Annotated in this window: 12 protein-coding genes and 1 pseudogene; 1 reads left to right on the top strand and 12 read right to left on the bottom strand. The window is 65.6% G+C overall.

The window, feature by feature from the left end; all coding sequences use genetic code 11:
• The 3 genes and pseudogenes from MRY80_RS26905 to MRY80_RS26895 all read right to left on the bottom strand — a co-directional run.
• Positions 1–97: pseudogene (locus MRY80_RS26905) on the bottom strand (acetyl-CoA acetyltransferase); the annotation flags it as partial.
• An 11-nt stretch (positions 98–108) separates the two neighbouring features.
• Positions 109–795, bottom strand: a complete 687-nt coding sequence (locus MRY80_RS26900; RefSeq protein ID WP_293294914.1) for a 3-oxoacid CoA-transferase subunit B — start codon at positions 793–795, stop codon at positions 109–111.
• The gene (locus MRY80_RS26895; RefSeq protein ID WP_293294912.1) at positions 792–1,499 is read right to left on the bottom strand and encodes a 3-oxoacid CoA-transferase subunit A; all 708 of its coding nucleotides are present in this window, start codon (positions 1,497–1,499) and stop codon (positions 792–794) included. Before MRY80_RS26895 ends, MRY80_RS26900 begins: the two co-directional genes overlap by 4 nt.
• A 116-nt stretch (positions 1,500–1,615) precedes the next feature.
• On the opposite strand from MRY80_RS26895, the gene MRY80_RS26890 reads away from it, so the two are divergent.
• Positions 1,616–2,374, top strand: a complete 759-nt coding sequence (locus MRY80_RS26890; protein WP_293294910.1) for an IclR family transcriptional regulator — start codon at positions 1,616–1,618, stop codon at positions 2,372–2,374.
• A gap of 17 nt (positions 2,375–2,391) precedes the next feature.
• On the opposite strand, the gene MRY80_RS26885 is transcribed toward MRY80_RS26890, so the two are convergent.
• From MRY80_RS26885 to MRY80_RS26845, 9 genes are all read right to left on the bottom strand, one after another.
• Positions 2,392–3,843, bottom strand: a complete 1,452-nt coding sequence (locus MRY80_RS26885; protein WP_293294908.1) for a caspase family protein — start codon at positions 3,841–3,843, stop codon at positions 2,392–2,394.
• A gap of 162 nt (positions 3,844–4,005) precedes the next feature.
• Positions 4,006–5,496 (bottom strand): siroheme synthase CysG, encoded by a 1,491-nt coding sequence (cysG, locus tag MRY80_RS26880; protein ID WP_293294906.1) that lies wholly within the window; start codon positions 5,494–5,496, stop codon positions 4,006–4,008.
• Entirely contained in the window at positions 5,468–8,131 is a 2,664-nt protein-coding gene (locus MRY80_RS26875) for a nitrate reductase (protein ID WP_293294904.1), read from the bottom strand. Before MRY80_RS26875 ends, cysG begins: the two co-directional genes overlap by 29 nt.
• Positions 8,131–8,460 carry a nitrite reductase small subunit NirD gene (gene nirD / locus MRY80_RS26870; protein WP_293294902.1) on the bottom strand — a complete coding sequence of 110 codons (330 nt, stop codon included), beginning with the start codon at positions 8,458–8,460 and terminating at the stop codon, positions 8,131–8,133. Before nirD ends, MRY80_RS26875 begins: the two co-directional genes overlap by 1 nt.
• Positions 8,457–10,904, bottom strand: a complete 2,448-nt coding sequence (gene nirB / locus MRY80_RS26865; RefSeq protein ID WP_293294900.1) for a nitrite reductase large subunit NirB — start codon at positions 10,902–10,904, stop codon at positions 8,457–8,459. The genes nirD and nirB overlap by 4 nt, the downstream gene beginning before the upstream one ends.
• Before the next feature lie 5 nt (positions 10,905–10,909).
• Positions 10,910–11,842, bottom strand: a complete 933-nt coding sequence (locus MRY80_RS26860; RefSeq protein ID WP_293294898.1) for a GAF domain-containing protein — start codon at positions 11,840–11,842, stop codon at positions 10,910–10,912.
• On the bottom strand, positions 11,842–13,566 hold the full coding sequence (locus tag MRY80_RS26855) for a nitrate ABC transporter ATP-binding protein (RefSeq protein WP_293294896.1): 1,725 nt from the start codon (positions 13,564–13,566) through the stop codon (positions 11,842–11,844). Before MRY80_RS26855 ends, MRY80_RS26860 begins: the two co-directional genes overlap by 1 nt.
• A gap of 10 nt (positions 13,567–13,576) precedes the next feature.
• Positions 13,577–14,653 (bottom strand): ABC transporter permease, encoded by a 1,077-nt coding sequence (locus MRY80_RS26850; protein WP_293294895.1) that lies wholly within the window; start codon positions 14,651–14,653, stop codon positions 13,577–13,579.
• Between the two features lie 80 nt (positions 14,654–14,733).
• Entirely contained in the window at positions 14,734–16,134 is a 1,401-nt protein-coding gene (locus MRY80_RS26845; protein ID WP_293294894.1) for a CmpA/NrtA family ABC transporter substrate-binding protein, read from the bottom strand.
• Between the last annotated feature and the right edge of the window lie 190 nt (positions 16,135–16,324).

Below are 16,324 nucleotides of genomic sequence, written 5' to 3'. Positions count from 1 at the left end.
GGATCGCCCCCAGATCGTCGGGACGCACCGAGGACAAAACGCCGCCAAAGCGGCCGATCGGCGTGCGGATGTAGTCGCAGATGTAGGCGTCGGTCATCAAAAGGTTCCTCAGAGATCCGGAACGACGAGGTCGGCGACCTCACCGTCCACATGGAGTTTCGCGCCGGTCACCGCCTGAAGCGCGTCGAATGTCATTTGCGGCCGCTTCTCACGCAGGACGAAATGCCCGTCCTGGATGTCGATCACGGCAAGCGAGGTGTAGACGCGCGTCACGCAACCGACGCCGGTCAAAGGCATGGTGCAGCGCTCCAGCAGCTTCGGCTCGCCCTTCTTGGTGACATGGTCTGTGATGACGGCGACCCGCCTGGCGCCATGCACCAGGTCCATCGCGCCGCCGACGGCCGGCACGCCGCCCTTGCCCGTGGACCAGTTGGCGAGATCGCCGGTCTCGGCGACCTGGTAGGCGCCGAGCACCGCAAGGTCGAGATGGCCGCCGCGCACCATGGCGAAGCTGTCGGCATGGTGGAAGAAGGCCGAGCCGGGCTTCAGCGTGATCGCCTTCTTGCCAGCATTGATCAGGTCCCAATCCTCTTCACCTTCGGGCGGCGCCTCGCCGAAACCGAGCACGCCGTTTTCGGTGTGGTAGATGACATCGCGGCCTTCAGGCTGGAACTTCGCGATCATCTCGGGGAAGCCGATGCCGAGATTGACATAGGCGCCGTCCTCGATGTCCTGCGCCGCACGCCAGGCGATCTGCGCGTTGGAAAGCTTCATGGCGTCGAGTTGTTCGTTCATGGGTAGACCGCTCCCTCGCGGTTGAGCGCTTCTTCCTGCCGCGGGTCTGTCACTTCGACGACACTGTCGACGAAGATCCCCGGGGTGACGACCATTTCCGGATCGATGCCGCCGGCGGGCACGATCCGCGAGACCTGGGCGATGGTCTTCGTCGCGGCCATCGCCATCAGCGGATTGAAATTACGCGCGGCCATCCGATAGGTGAGATTGCCGAGCGGATCGCCCAGTTCGGCCTTGATCAGGGCGACATCGGCCTTCAGCCAGCGCTCCTGGACATAGGATCTGCCGTCGAATTCGGCGACCGGCTTGCCCTCCGCCAGTTCCGTGCCGTAGCTCGTCGGCGTGTAGAAGGCGGGAATGCCCGCGCCGCCCGCGCGGATGCGCTCGGCGAGCGTTCCCTGCGGCACGATCTCCAGCTCGATCTTTCCGGCCAGATACAGTTCGGTGAACACCCTCGGGTCTGCGGAGCGCGGGAAGGAGCAGATCAGCTTGTCCACTTGGCCCTGTTCGATCAGCGCCGCGAGGCCGACATGGCCGTTGCCGGCGTTGTTGTTGACGACCGTCAGGTGTTTCGGTCCGGCGTCGATCAGCGCGTGGATCAGCTCGATCGGCGCGCCGGACCCGCCGAAGCCGCCGATCATGACGGTCGCGCCGTCATCGATGCCGGCGACCGCCGCTGCGAGTGAACTTACCGACTTGTCCATGGCTTACTCCCGACCGGGGATGACGACAGAGCGTGTCATCCACGCGGCCGCTGCGGCTGGCAAGGCAATTCGTGCGCATGTTGACATTTGTTCATATCGTGAAAAATGATGTGCGCATGTTGAACAAAACCGACATGATCGCGTCGCTGGCCAAGGGCTTGCGCGTTTTGGAGTGTTTCGGCGCCGAGCATCCGCGCCTCTCGATTGCCGACGTGGCCACGGCGACCGGGTTGGATCGCGCGACGGCGCGGCGCTGCCTGCTGACGCTGCACGGTCTCGGCTACGCCGACTATGACGGCAAGTTCTTCACCCTGACGCCGCGCGTGCTGAGGCTGGGCATGGGCGCGCTGGCCGCCCTGCCCCTGCCGCAGATCGTCCAGCCCTGGCTGGACCAGCTTTCCGAACAGATCGGCCAATCGGTCTCCGTCTCGATCCTCGACGAGACCGAGATCGTCTATGTCGCGCGCGCAGCGCAGCGCAGGGTCATGTCGATCGGCCTGATGCCCGGCTCGCGGCTGCCGGCGCATTGCACCTCGATGGGTCGCGTGCTGCTGGCCGCGATGGACGAGGATGCGGCCCGCGACGTGATCGACGCGTCGGACCTGACGCCGCGCACGCCGCATTCGCTGTCCGACCCGGCGGACATCATGGCAGCGATCGCCAAGACGCGCGCGCAGGGCTACGCGGTGAACGACCAGGAAGTGGAACTCGGCTTGCGATCGCTCGCGGTTCCGGTGTTCGACGCCCATGGCAAGGTGGTCGCGGCGCTCAACACCGGCATGTCCGCCGTTCATGGCGAGCCGGACAGCATCGTGCACACCTATCTGCCGGCCTTGTTGAAAACCCAGGAGGGCCTGCGCCGCGTTCTCAACTGATCGCGGCGGAACAGGCGTCACTCCACCCGCAATTCGCTGATCGCCGTATCCCGATAGGCGGTGCCTGGATAGGCCGACCGGATGGTGAGCGAGAGCCACGTCACGGGGCCAAGCGCGGAGATGTCGACGGCCTGCCACTGCCCCGTGTCCCGCAGTGCGGCCGTCAATTGCCGACCGTTGGAACCGGCGATCACGACCTCGCGCACGCGGCCGTTCTTCTCAAAGAGCGCATTGCTCTTGTTATAGCCATTGGCGAACCTGAGGATCGAAAGCGCGCGTTCTCCGCCGAATTTCAGGACGATGGACTGGCCTTCCCCGTCGCCCGCGACGCCTTCCACCCAGGCCGTGCTCATGTCGCCGTCGGTCAGGTTGGACCCGCCATAACGATTGCCATATTGGGGATCGAGGATAGACGACACGCACAGTTCCGCGCCGGCGAGACCGCCATACGGACCGTAGCACGCCGCCATGCCGCCGGGCGGGGACCTGTGCACCGTCGCCGGCGACTTCGTCTTCTCCAGCGCCTCGCGCGCCAGGGCGACGTAGAAATTCCCCTCCTGCGAACCGTACTCGCCGAGGAAGGCTTCCCACGCGGCCTGGGTCCCGATCTGCCGGGCCATCTCGAACTTGCGAGCCATCTCGGCTTCCGGATCCGCCACCACTGGTGCCGGCTGCGCCGGAGGCGGCGTGACCTGCGCGCCGCCGCGGTCTCCGTGGAAGAAGAAATCGCCGGTGACCGAACTTGTCTCCCAGGGAACCTGCTGGTCGCCGGTGGCCTCCAGGACATTGCGGCGGGTGGTCTTGAAGACGGACTCGATCGTCTCGCCGCCGCCTGTCGAGATCGCCTCGCTCAATGCCAGCGTGTAGGGCGAGTTGTTGCCCCTGCCGTCGAGTGCGACATCGCCCGGCGCCGTTGCATAGGCGATCAGCGTGCCCTTGGGCGCATCGACTGGCGCCAGACCGCGCGAGACAGCGCGAAAAGAGCGCGCGAACGGATTGTTGCGGCAAGCGTCGAGGATGACGATGTTGATCTCGCTGTTGGAGGAGTTCATCACGCGCAGGAAATCGTTGACGTTGATGCCCTCAAGGTCGATCTCGTCTTCGCTGGTGATGCTGGCGTTGACCGGGACCAGATAGTTCTGCCCCGCCACCTGAACGCCGTGGCCGGCATAGAAGAAGAGCCCGGCCTCGATATCCGGTCCGCGCAGGCTGCGACCGAAATCCAGCAAGGCCCTCTTCATGGTCGCCTGGTCGGCGTCGATCAGAGTGGTGACCGCAAATCCCGCATCCTGCAGCGTGCGTGCCATCAAGCCGGCGTCGGAAGGCGGGTTGGGAAGCGGCGAGGTGTTGAGATAGGCGCCATTGCCGATCACCAGCGCGATGCGCTCGCCAGCGACAGCGGCCGGCATGGCCAGCCAGAAGCCCGCAAGGATCACAGCCAGCGTCAGGGCTGTCCTGATCGGTCGCATCACTCTATTCGCGTCCGCGCTCGGGCCGCGGAACGCCCCCTGCCTTTTTCCGCAAACAGTGCGGCGTGGGCCGGCTCCCTGTCAATATGAAGCCCGATAACCAGCGAGTGAGAGCCGCCCCGAACCCGCCCCCGCTGTCGCCGGAGATGCGATAGCGCCAGCCTATCCCGCAAGGGTTGCTGCGCGTGGCGCAGCACTCTGGAAGACCGACGGCGTTTCAAAGCCTGACTGCGTGCGCCTCGCCGCTGCAAACACCGCTCCGACGCCGATCAGCACCGGTTCGTCATGGCCGATCTCCAGCATGGCCAACGGCAATTCGGAAAGCGTTCCGGACCATTGCGCCTCGCCCGGGCGCGATACCGCCTTCGCCACGACGACCGGCGTATCGGCGGCAAGCCCTTGTCGCATCAGTGTCGATGCGATCTCGCCGGCGGTGCGGCCGCCCATGTAGAAGATCGTCGTGGTCTTCGGATCGGTCATCGCCTTCCAGTCGATGTCGCACGGCAGTTCGCCCTTGCGACTGTGGCCGGTGACGAAGCGCACCGACTGTGCGCAATCGCGATGCGTCAGCGAGACGCCGAGGGACGCCACCATGGCCAGCGCCGAGGTGATGCCGGGCACGACCGCGACGGGAATACCTTCAGCCTCCAGCCGGGCGATCTCTTCGCCGGCACGGCCGAAGATCATCGGATCGCCGCCCTTCAGGCGAACAACGTGTTTGCCGGCCTTCGCGAGCGAGACCATCATGTCGTTGATGTCTTCCTGCCGGCAGCTCTCGCGGCCGCCCCGCTTTCCGACCAGCATGCGCTTGGCCTCGCGGCGCGCCAGTTCCAGCACGTCGTCGGAGACGAGATCGTCGAACAGGATCACGTCGGCGGCCTGAAGGGCGCGCACGGCCTTCAGGGTCAGCAGTTCTGCGTCGCCCGGCCCCGCCCCGACCAGCGTGACGCGGCCCTGATTTTCGCCTAGCCCGGCGGCAATCGAAACGGCTTCGGTCGTCAGATCGTCAGCCGCCGAGGTAGCCGGGGCCGGACCGAAGGCCCGGTCGACGAAGCGCTCCCAGAAGGCACGGCGCTGCGCGCCGGGCGCCAGGCGCTCGGTGACGGCTTCGCGAATGTCGCGGGCGAGCGCAGCCCATTCGGAGACGCCCGGCGGGACCAGCGTCTCGATGCGCCGACGGATCGCCTGGCCGAGGATCGGAGCCGCGCCGTCGGTCGAGATGGCGATCACGGCGGGCGACCGGTTGACGATCGACCCGAACTGGAATTCGCAGAATGCCGGCTTGTCGATCACGTTGACCGGCACACCCGCTCCACGCGCGGCGTCGAAGAAGGCCCCGGCCTCGTCGTCGGTGTCGGCGTCACAGATGGCAATCGCCGCGCCGGACAGGATGGCAGGCGTCCAGTCTTCGCGGTGATGCGTGACCGTACCTTCCTCGGCAAGCGCCAGCAAAGTCGCCTGGGGGTCGGCAGCGTAGACGTGAACAGAGGCGCCTGCCGCGGCAAGCAGCTCGGCCTTCCAGGCGGCGGCATCCGTACCGCCGGCGACGATCGCACGCCTGCCCTGCAGCTTGAAGAAGACCGGCAGGGTCGCGAGATCGTCCATGCGCCTTGGGCGGCGCGGCTCATTCCGCGGCGACGATACGATGTTCATCGACGATCTCCCTGATTTCCGATTTGCAGGATCCGCAATTGGTGCCGGCGCAAGTCTGCTTGCCGACGGCTTCGACGCTTGTGCAGCCGTCCCGGACGGCGGCGGCAATTTCCCTGGAGCCCACGCCGAAACAGGAACAGACGATCGCACCCTTGTCCGGCATGTCGGCGCCAGGCCGACCGGCGACCAGCCGCCAGCGCGTGGCGGGGTCGGAGTGGTCGGCGGCCAACTGTCCTGCCGCCCAGCTACGAGAGACCTCGACGGGCTGTGGCGCGAGGAACAGGGCACCGACCAGCCGCCCACCGTCGAATGTGGCGACGCGATGCGCGCCGCTCGCGGTATCGCCGAAGGAGACGATCTCGACGGCAGAAGACGGCGCGACGCCGAAGAGCTGACACGCGAAGTCCTCGATGTCTTCGACGGCAGTGCCGCTTGCGAGTTCGATCTTCCAGCCGGCGGAAAGCTTCGCCAGCGCCCAATAGTCCCATTGCGGCGGGACCGGCTTTTCGGCGCTGACCGCGAAGCCGAAGACACGCGCCGGAAACCGCCTGGCGCTCACCGCGACATGCTTGGAGGCGGGCTGGCCCGAATGCGGATCGGTCACCGGAGCGACGACGACGTCGATGCGGGCATTGGCGGCGAACTGGCCGTTCCAGTGCATCGGCACGAAGACCGATCCCGCCTGCTGGCGGGGCGACACCAATGCGCGGACGAGAACACGGCCATGCGGGCTTTCGATCTCGACGATATCGGCGTCGGCGATGCCGAGCGCCCCGGCATCGGCCGGATGAAGCTCGGCATAGGGCTCGCCGATATGGGCGGAGAGCCGCTGGCTTTTCCCGGTCCGGGTCATGGTGTGCCAGTGATCGCGCACGCGACCGGTGTTGAGGACCAGCGGATACGCATTGGTGACACGTGACGGGATCGCGATGTCGGTCGCGACGAAGCGGCCCCTGCGGTCGGGCGTGAAGAAACCGCCATTGGCGAAGAACCGGTCCGAAATCGGCGTCACGCCGGCGGGCTGCGGCCACCGGAAGGGGGCGAGCTTGCCATAGTCCTCGGCACCGATCCCTTCATGGGCGCTGATGTCGAGGTCCCGACTGCCGGCATTCTCGAAGCCGGTCATCGCCGCATATTCGGCGAAGAGCTGTTCGGGGCTCTCCCAGTCGAAGGCCTCTTCAAACCCCATGCGGCGGCCGATCTGCGCCATTTGCCACCAGTCGGGCCGGGCGTCGCCCGGCAGCGGCAGAAAGGCACGCTGGCGCGAGACGCAGCGTTCCGAATTGGTGACGGTTCCGTCCTTCTCGCCCCAGGCTGCCGAGGGCAGCAACACGTCGGCGTAGCAAGTCGTGTCCGTCTCGGCGTTGACGTCGGAGACAACGACGAAGGGGCATATTTCAAGCGCGGCGCGCACCGCATCGGCATCCGGCATGGAATCCACCGGATTGGTCGCCATGATCCAGAGCGCCTTGATCCTGCCCTCGCCGACGGCCTTGAACAGGTCGACCGCCTTCAGGCCCGGCTTCTCGGGAATCGCGGGCGCATGCCAGAAGCGCTGCGCGATGGCGCGGTGTTCGGGGTTCTCGATGTCGAGATGGGCGGCGAGCATGTTGGCGAGGCCGCCGACCTCGCGCCCGCCCATGGCGTTGGGCTGACCGGTGACGGAGAACGGCCCCATGCCCGGACGGCCGATCCGGCCCGTCGCGAGGTGGCAGTTGATGATCGCGTTGACCTTGTCCGTGCCGATGGAGGACTGGTTGACGCCCTGGCTGTAGACCGTGACCGTCTTCTCCGTTTTCGCGAAGAGTGCGTAGAACTGATAGAGTTCGTTGGCGGTCAGGCCGGTCAGCGCCGCCACTTCCGGCACATGCAGGTCGAGCGTCCGTTCCACAGCATCGACGAAGCCGGTCGTGTGCTTGACCATGTAGTCCATGTCGACCGCGCCGACTTCGGCCAGATAGGCCAGAAGGCCGGCAAACAGGGCAATGTCGCCGTCGGGGGCGATTGCGAGGTGCATGTCGGCGATGTCGGCGGTCATGGTGCGGCGCGGGTCGATCAGCACCACCTTCATTTCGGGCCGCTTCGCCTTGGCGGCGGCGATGCGCTGGTAGAGAACCGGGTGGCACCAGGCGAGATTGGTGCCGGTGAGGACGATGAGATCGGCCAACTCCAGATCTTCATAGGTGCCGGGCACCGTGTCCGTGCCGAAGGCGCGGCGGTGGCCGGCGACCGACGACGCCATGCAGAGTCGGGAGTTGGTGTCGATGTTGGCCGACCCGATGAAGCCCTTCATCAGCTTGTTGGCGGCGTAATAGTCCTCCGTCAGGATCTGTCCCGAGACATAGAAGGCGACGCTGTCGGGCCCGTATTCGGCAATAGCATCGGAGAAGCGGGACGCGACGAGGTCGAGCGCCTCGTCCCAGCCGGCCTGGCGGCCGCCGATCTCGGGATGCAGCAGGCGGCCGTCGAGATCGACCGTCTCGCCGAGCGCCGAGCCCTTGGAGCAGAGCCGGCCGAAATTGGCCGGATGCGCCTTGTCGCCCTTCACGGTCACGGCGCCGTCATCCTTGCGGGCGACGACGACGCCGCAGCCGACGCCGCAATAGGGACAGGTCGTGCGCACCCCCTCCGACATCACCGGATTCCGATCGCCAGAAGCACGGCATCGCCGTCTAGCTTCACCGGAAAGGTCGCCGTCGATCCTTCGTCGGCGCCCTGCGCCTCGCCGGTTTCCAGCGAGATCACCCAGTTGTGCAGGGGGCATGTGACACATCCGTCATGGACAATGCCCTGGCTGAGCGGGCCCTGCCGGTGCGGGCACTTGTCCTCAAGCGCGAAGACCTTGTCATTGGCGGTGCGGAAGATGGCGATCGTCATCTCGCCGTTGCGGACGCAGCGCGCCCCGCGTCGGGGGATGTCGGCCAGCGTGCCGACCTTCACCCAATCCTGAACCTGAACATTCATTCGGCCGCCTCCAGCGAAAGCGTCGCCATCGGCTTGAACTCGTGCTTGTCCTTGCCGGAGACGCGCTCCGACCACGGATCGACCTGGGCGAATTTCTGGGAGAAGACGAAACGGTCGAAATAGGCCTTGCGGCGCTCCGGATCGTCGACGATCTGGCGGCGCACCTCGTCATAGCCGATGCGTTTCGCCCATTTGTAGATGCGCTCGAGATAGCGGGCCTGCTCGCGATACATCTGGGTCAGAGCCACGATGTATTCGAGCGCCTCGTCCTCCGTGCGGACCTGGCACAGGACCTCGGTTCCCTTGATCTCGAGGCCCGCGGCTCCGGCGAAATGGATCTCGAAGCCGGAATCGACGCAGACGACGCCGACATCCTTGCAGGTCGCCTCGGCGCAGTTCCTCGGGCAGCCCGAGACGGCAAGCTTGACCTTGGCCGGCGTCCACGAGCCCCACATGAACTTCTCCAGCCGAACGCCGAGGCCGGTGGAATCCTGCGTGCCGAAGCGGCACCAGTCAGTCCCGACGCAGGTTTTCACCGTGCGCAGGCCCTTGGCGTAGGCATGGCCGGACACGAAGCCGGCCTTGCCGAGATCGGCCCAGACCGCCGGCAGGTCTTCCTTCTTGATGCCCAGCATGTCGATGCGCTGGCCGCCGGTGCATTTGACCGTCGGGATGTCGAACTTGTCGACGACGTCGGCGATGGCGCGCAGTTCGGTCGAAGAGGTGACGCCGCCCCACATGCGCGGCACGACCGAATAGGTGCCGTCCTTCTGGACGTTGGCGTGCACGCGCTCGTTGATGAAGCGGGACTGGTAGTCGTCGGCATATTCGTCCGGCCAGTCGCAGACGAGGTAGTAGTTGAGCGCCGGGCGGCATTTGGCGCAGCCGCAGGAGGTCTTCCACTCCAGCTCCTGCATGACCGCGTCGATCGACTTCAGTTCCTTGGCGACGATCAGCCGGCGCACGTCGTCATGGCCGAGATCCGTGCAGCCGCACATGGGCTGGACGGCGGCGGGGTTGTATTTGTCACCAAGCGTCAGGACCATGAGCTGCTCGACCAGCCCGGTGCAGGTGCCGCAGGATGACGACGCCTTGGTGTGCGCACGCACGTCGTCGAGCGCCGTCAGGCCCTTGTCGTTGATGACATTGACGATCTTTCCCTTGCAGACGCCGTTGCAGCCGCAGATCTCTGCCTCATCCGGCAAGGCTGCAACGGCCGCCATAGGGTCCAGCGGTTCGCCCCCCTGGTAGGCCTGACCGAAGATCACCGTGTCGCGCATGTCGGAAATGTCCGCGCCCGACTTGATCATGTCGAAGAACCACGGGCCGTCCGCCGTTTCGCCGTACAGGACAGCGCCGACGATGCGATTGTCCTCCAGGACGAGGCGGCGATAGACGCCCGCGGTCGCGTCGCGCAGCACGATTTCCTCGCGGTCGTCGCCCTGGTTGAAGTCGCCCGCCGAATAGAGGTCGACACCGGTCACCTTCAGCTTGGTCGCCAGTTCCTTGGGAACGAAGGAGGCTTCGCCGCCAAGGAGATTCTCCGCCAGCACCGCGGCCTGGTCGTAGAGCGGAGCGACCAGCCCGAACAGCGCGCCCTGAAATTCAACGCATTCGCCGACCGCGAAGACGTCCTTGTCGGAGGTCGCCATTTGGGCATCGACGACGATGGCGCGGCCGACCTCGATCCCGGCCTCCCTGGCCAGTTGCGCGGCCGGACGGATGCCGACGGCCATGACCACCAAGTCCGCCCTGATCGTCGTGCCGTCCTGAAGCTCGATCCCCTCGACGCGTCCATTGCCGACGATGGCCTTGGTCGAGGCCGAGGTCAGCACATCGATGCCGCGGCGTTCGAAGTCCTTCCTGAGCAGGTAGCCCGCCGACTCGTCGAGCTGGCGCTCCATCAGGTGGCCGGCGAGATGAACCACCGTCACGTCCATGCCGCGCAGGCGCAGGCCCGCGGCGGCTTCGAGGCCGAGCAGGCCGCCGCCGATGACTACCGCGCTGGCGCCGGGCTTGCCGGCCGTCTCGATCATGGCGTTGGTGTCTTCCAGATCGCGATAGGTGATGACGCCCGGCAGGTCATGTCCATCGACGGGGATGATGAAGGGCGCGGAGCCGGTCGCGATGATCAGCTTGTCGTAGGGGACCTCGCCGTTCTCGCCGATGACAACCTTGCGGGCGCAGTCGATCGCGGCGACCTTCTCGCCGAAGCGGCAGGTGACGTTGTGCTGCGCGTACCAGGCATCGTCATGGATGACGATTTCCTCGTAGCTCTTCTCGCCCGACAGGACGGGCGACAGCATGATGCGGTTGTAATTGCCGCGAGGCTCCGCGTTGAACAGCGTCACCTCGAAGGCGTCGGGATCGCGTTCGAAAAGATGCTCCAGCACCCGCCCGGAGGCCATGCCCGCACCGATAACCACCAGTTTCTTCATGGTCATTCCCCTCAGCAATACCAGGCGACGACATGGGCGATCGTGTCGCCGTGATAGATCGGCAGGGCGACCACGGTGTCGTAGCCCGGTCCGATGCCGGCACCGCCCTGCTCCACGACCGGCAGCCCCGTTCCGAGGACCTTGCCGATATGGCCCTGCCAGGCGGCGATGCGCTTCGGATTGTCCTCGTCCCAAAGCGGGCCTTCCCTGGCGCAGATGCCGTCAGCCAGGACGGCTTCCTTGTTGACGCCGACCCTGGAGGCGCGCGCGTCCCACAATTCGAAGCGTCGGGCGATCGGCGTCCCGCGCGCGGACAGCAATGTCAGGACGTAGGTCCGGCCGCCCGGAACAGGCACGGGCAGGCCGAGACCCGTCGTCAGGCCGGCGCGTCCGGCGCTGTCGGCGCGGATGAACTTGTAGCCGGATCCGAGGTCGCGCATCAGCATCGGCGTGTTGGCCGCCCAGACGCCGCCGGGCAGGCCCTGACCGCGCGGGAAATGCGTGTGCTGGGACACCCATTCGAAGTGGCGCGCGGCGCCGTAGTAGCCGTCCTCCAGCATCAGCAGGCCGTCGGTTTCCGCCCAGACCTCGATGGCGCCGGTGCGCACGTCGTCGTCCGAGCACAGCAGGACGAGGACCGCCTTGAGCGTCTCGGCGGCGAAGACGGGGATGGCCACGGCGCTGGTCAGGCCGGCGGCACGGGCCGCCTCGGTGCGCTTGAAATAGGAGCCGTCGAACTGCTTGAGCACGACCGGGCGGGCTTCCTGCCACGCCTTGCCGGGCAGGCCCTCGCCCTTGGCGAAGCTCTCGCGGCCGGAGGCGGCGGCGAATTCGCCGTAGCCGCCATAGTTGCCGCCCGCCTGCACCAGCCTGTCGCCTTCCGGCACCCAGATTTCGGAGATTTCGATGAATGTGCGGATCGGTTCCGCCAATGCAACGTCCATCACGCGGCCTCCTTCGCCGGCTTGGGTTCTTCTTTCGCGAGGGCCTTGTCCTTGCCGGCCATGCCCTGCTCGTATTCCTCCAGGAAGTTGAGCAGCTGTTCGCGGTAGAGGTAGTAGTCGGGGTGTTCGAGAAGCGCCTTGCGGCTGCGCGGCCGGGGCAGATCGACGCTGAGGATCTTGCCGATGCGGGCGTTGGGCCCGTTCGACATCATGACCACCCGGTCGGCGAGAAGGATCGCCTCGTCGACGTCGTGCGTGACGCAGATGGCGGTGACCTCGCTTCGCGCCCAGACATCCATCAGCACGTCCTGGAGTTCCCAGCGCGTCAGGCTGTCCAGCATGCCGAAGGGCTCGTCGAGCAACAGAAGCTTCGGCGACAGGGCAAACGCACGGGCGATGCCGACACGCTGCTTCATGCCGTTCGACAGGTCGACGGCCGCCTTGTGCATGGAATCGGCGAGGCCCACGCGTGACAGATAGTATTCGATCACGTCGTTGCGTTCGGCCGCGGACGCATCGGGATAGACTCGGTCGACGCCGAGCGCGACATTCTCGTAGGCCGTGAGCCACGGCATCAACGACGGCGCCTGGAACACGACGGCGCGGTCGGGACCGGCCTGCGTGATGTGCTTGCCGTCGAGGATGATCGTGCCTTCGGAAATCGGGTTGAGCCCGGCTGCCATCGACAGGACCGTCGACTTGCCGCAACCCGAATGACCGATCAGCGTGACGAACTCGCCCTTGTGCATGATCATCTCGAAGCCGTCGACCACGGTCAGCGGGCCCTTCGGCGTCGGATAGATCTTCTTCAACTGGCTGAATTCGAGGTAGCGCTCCTCGGTCACGGTTTCCGACGCGCGGACATAGGCATCCGGCAGATCGCGCTTCTGCGTGATCGGCACGATGTTCGGCAGGACGATGTCGTTTTCGACATCGACGTCGCGCTCGGCCGCGATGTTCATCAGGTACTGGGTGACCGCGCCGCGCAGGCCGATGAACGCCTCGTCATGGTTCATCTCGGCACGATTGCGCGGGCGGGGAATGTCGACCGTGAATTCACGCTCCAGCGTGGCGTTGGGCGCCGGCGTGAGCGGGATGATCCGGTCGGCGAGCAGGATCGCTTCGTCGACGTCGTTGGTGATCAGGATGATGGTCTTCTTTTCCTGCTCGCAGATCGCCGCGAACTCGTCCTGCAGCTTGGCGCGCGTCAGTGCGTCGAGGGCCGAGAGCGGCTCGTCGAGCAACAGCACTTCCGGCTGCATGGCCAGCGCCCGGGCGACGGCGACGCGCTGGCGCATGCCGCCGGAAAGTTCCGCCGGCTTGCGGTCACGCGCATGGGACAGGCCGACCATGTCGATATATTTGTCGACGATGGCCTGGCGCTCCGCCCTCGGCTTGCCGGCGAAGACGCTGTCGACGGCGAGCGCGACATTGCCGGTGACCGACAGCCACGGCATCAGCGAGTAGGACTGGAACACGACGCCGCGTTCCGGCCCGGGTCCCCGGATTTCCTTGCCGCAATAGACGACGCCGCCCGCATCGGGCTCGATCAGCCCGGCGATCGCCGAGATGAGCGTCGTCTTGCCGGAGCCGGAAAACCCGACGATGGCGATGAACTCGCCTTCCGCGACCTTGAGATTGACGTCGCGCAGGACGTCCGTGCGGTCCTTGCCCTCGCCGTAATGCTTGGCGAGGCCGGTGACTTCGAGAACAGGATTGGTCATCGTTCGTCCCTCACCGGTTGGCCGAGAAGGTGAAGGCGCGCTGAAGGGCGTACATCAGACGATCCAGCATGAAGCCGATGATGCCGATGGTCAGAACCGCGACCATGATCTTGGCGAGCGACTGCGAGGAGCCGTTCTGGAACTCGTCCCAGACGAACTTGCCGAGGCCCGGGTTCTGGGCCAGCATTTCGGCGGCGATCAGCACCATCCAGCCCACGCCGAGCGACAGGCGCAGCCCGGTGAAGATCAGCGGCAGCGACGACGGCAGCACGATCTGCGTGACCGTCTTGTGCGTCGGCAATTGCAGGACGCGGCTGACATTCATCAGGTCCTTGTCGACGGAGGCGACGCCGAGCGCCGTGTTGATGAGGGTCGGCCAGAGCGAGCAGAGCGTCACGACGATGGCCGAGATCAGCATCGATTTGGGCAGGGCCTCCCAAGCGTCCACATAGGTCGCGGAAACGACCATCGTGACGATCGGCAGCCAGGCGAGCGGCGAGACCGGCTTGAAGATCTGGATCAGCGGGTTGATCGCGCCGTTGACCGTTTGCGACAGACCCGAGGCAATGCCGAGCGGCACCGCGACGAAGGTCGCAAAGAGGAAGCCGAGACCGACGGTGATCAGCGACGTGCCGATCTGGTCGAGATAGGTGGGCTTGCCGGTGTAGGAACGCCACTTGACCTTGTCGGACTTGCCGGCGGCCTCCAGCTTGGCGTTGCGCTCTTCCTGCCGCTCGTAGAAGGCGTCCGCCTTTTCGCGTTCGCGGGCATGGTCTTCCCACAGATTGACGGTCTGTTCCCAAACCTGGGCCGGGCCGGGCACGGCACCGAGCGAGGTCTGAACCTGGGGAGCGAGGAAGCCCCAGGCGAGCAGGAACGCGATGATGCCCATGAGCGGGATCACCAGGACGCGCTTCAGTTCGCCCAATTGCTCGCGCGGATTGTCGCCGGCGGCGATTTTCAGGAGCGGAACGAGCCAGGAAAAGCCCAGCGCGTCGAGCCAGCCGCTCGCCTTGTTGATGGCGGTGAAGACGCGCTCACGGCGCGGCATGCCGCCTGTTTCGATGACATCCGTGGCGTTGGCCATGGTGGTGATCCTCGATCAGCTTGAATTCGTCTTGGGAAATGGCCGGCGCACGGTCGGCGCCGGCCTGGAGGTCGCGCGCGTCAGCCGCCGACAACCTCGCCATTGTCGACGATCTGCTCGCCCTTCAGGCCGATCTCGAGCGAGTCGAGATAGGCGTTGGGCGTGCGGCCGTCATAGGCGACACCGTCGATGATATCTTCCGCTGGGGTCGGTTCGCGGTAGCCGTCCGTATCCCAGGGGAAGTCGGCTTCATCGACGAGACCTTCCTCGACCAGCATCTTCGCGGCCTGCAGATAGATGTCCGGGCGGTAGACCGACTTGGCAACGTCGTCATACCACGCGTCGTCCTTGGCCTCCGGGATCTGGCCCCAGCGGCGCATCTGGGTCAGGTACCAGACCGCGTCGGAATAGTAGGGGTAGGTCGCGTAGTAGCGGTAGAAGACGTTGAAGTCCGGAACGTCGCGCTTGTCACCCTTCTCATATTCGAAGGTGCCCGTCATCGAGTTGGCGATCACTTCCGCGTCGGCGCCGACATATTCGGAACGCGACAGGATCTCGACGGCTTCCATGCGGTTGGCGTTGTCGTTTTCGTCAAGCCACTTGGCCGCGCGGATCAACGCCTTGGTCAGCGCCAGCGTGGTGTTCGGGTTTTCTTCGGTGAATTCCTTGGTCAGGCCGAACACCTTCTCCGGATTGTTCTTCCAGATCTCGTAGTCGGTGATGACCGGAACGCCGATGCCCTTGAAGACGGCCTGCTGGTTCCAGGGTTCGCCGACGCAGTAACCATAGATCGTGCCGGCCTCCAGCGTCGCCGGCATCTGCGGCGGCGGCGTCACGGACAGGAGCGCGTCGGCCTTGATCTGGCCGGAGACATCGGTCGGCGAATAGAAACCCGGATGGATGCCGCCGGAGGCGAGCCAGTAGCGGAGCTCGTAGTTGTGGGTGGAGACCGGGAAGACCATGCCCATGTTGAAGGGCTTGCCCTCGGACTTGAACTTCTCGACGACCGGCTTCAGGGCGGCCGCGCTGATCGGGTGCTGAACCTTGCCGTCGGCATCGACCGGGATGTTTTCCTTCATCATTTCCCAGATCTCGTTGGAAACGGTGATGCCGTTGCCATTGAGGTCCATGGAGAACGGAGTGACGATGTGGGCCTCGGTGCCGAAGCCGATGGTCGCGGCGAGCGGCTGGCCGGCCAGCATGTGCGCGCCGTCGAGTTCGCCGGTGATGACGCGGTCGAGAAGCACCTTCCAGTTGGCCTGCGGCTCGAGCGTGACGAAGAGGCCCTCGTCTTCGAAGTAGCCGAGCTCATAGGCGACCGCGAGCGGCGCCATGTCGGTCAGCTTGATGAAACCGAATTTCAGTTCGTCTTTTTCGACATCCAGCATTTCGGCCTGCACGGCGCCGATGGCCGTCGTCGTCGAAAGCATCGCGACACCCAGCGCGATGAGGGCGTGCCTGCGGAGAAGGGTCGAGGTCATTTGTGTCACTCCTGTCATGACCGCTTTTCTTGCGGGAGCTTGAAAACAAAAAAGCCGCCAAATCCTGCGCCCGGGAGGTGGACGGTGGATCTGGCGGCTTTGCCTGGAAGTGCGCCCGACATTGGACGCGGAAACTGTAGCCTTCGATGGCTGACGATGAGGAAGCACGAAGCGTGCCAGTTTGATGGCG

The sequence above is a fragment of the Oricola sp. genome (genome assembly GCF_022763245.1).
Taxonomy (GTDB): domain Bacteria; phylum Pseudomonadota; class Alphaproteobacteria; order Rhizobiales; family Rhizobiaceae; genus Oricola.
The sequence above is the reverse complement of the archived record's forward strand: the minus strand, read 5'-3'. Positions and strand labels throughout refer to the sequence as shown.

Coding starts and splice junctions, on each gene's coding strand:
- MRY80_RS26900 (WP_293294914.1), bottom strand. CDS start 795: ATGAACGAACAACTCGACGCCATGAAGCTTTCCAACGCGCAGATCGCC.
- MRY80_RS26895 (WP_293294912.1), bottom strand. CDS start 1,499: ATGGACAAGTCGGTAAGTTCACTCGCAGCGGCGGTCGCCGGCATCGAT.
- MRY80_RS26890 (WP_293294910.1), top strand. CDS start 1,616: ATGTTGAACAAAACCGACATGATCGCGTCGCTGGCCAAGGGCTTGCGC.
- MRY80_RS26885 (WP_293294908.1), bottom strand. CDS start 3,843: ATGCGACCGATCAGGACAGCCCTGACGCTGGCTGTGATCCTTGCGGGC.
- cysG (WP_293294906.1), bottom strand. CDS start 5,496: ATGAACATCGTATCGTCGCCGCGGAATGAGCCGCGCCGCCCAAGGCGC.
- MRY80_RS26875 (WP_293294904.1), bottom strand. CDS start 8,131: ATGTCGGAGGGGGTGCGCACGACCTGTCCCTATTGCGGCGTCGGCTGC.
- nirD (WP_293294902.1), bottom strand. CDS start 8,460: ATGAATGTTCAGGTTCAGGATTGGGTGAAGGTCGGCACGCTGGCCGAC.
- nirB (WP_293294900.1), bottom strand. CDS start 10,904: ATGACCATGAAGAAACTGGTGGTTATCGGTGCGGGCATGGCCTCCGGG.
- MRY80_RS26860 (WP_293294898.1), bottom strand. CDS start 11,842: ATGGACGTTGCATTGGCGGAACCGATCCGCACATTCATCGAAATCTCC.
- MRY80_RS26855 (WP_293294896.1), bottom strand. CDS start 13,566: ATGACCAATCCTGTTCTCGAAGTCACCGGCCTCGCCAAGCATTACGGC.
- MRY80_RS26850 (WP_293294895.1), bottom strand. CDS start 14,653: ATGGCCAACGCCACGGATGTCATCGAAACAGGCGGCATGCCGCGCCGT.
- MRY80_RS26845 (WP_293294894.1), bottom strand. CDS start 16,134: ATGACCTCGACCCTTCTCCGCAGGCACGCCCTCATCGCGCTGGGTGTC.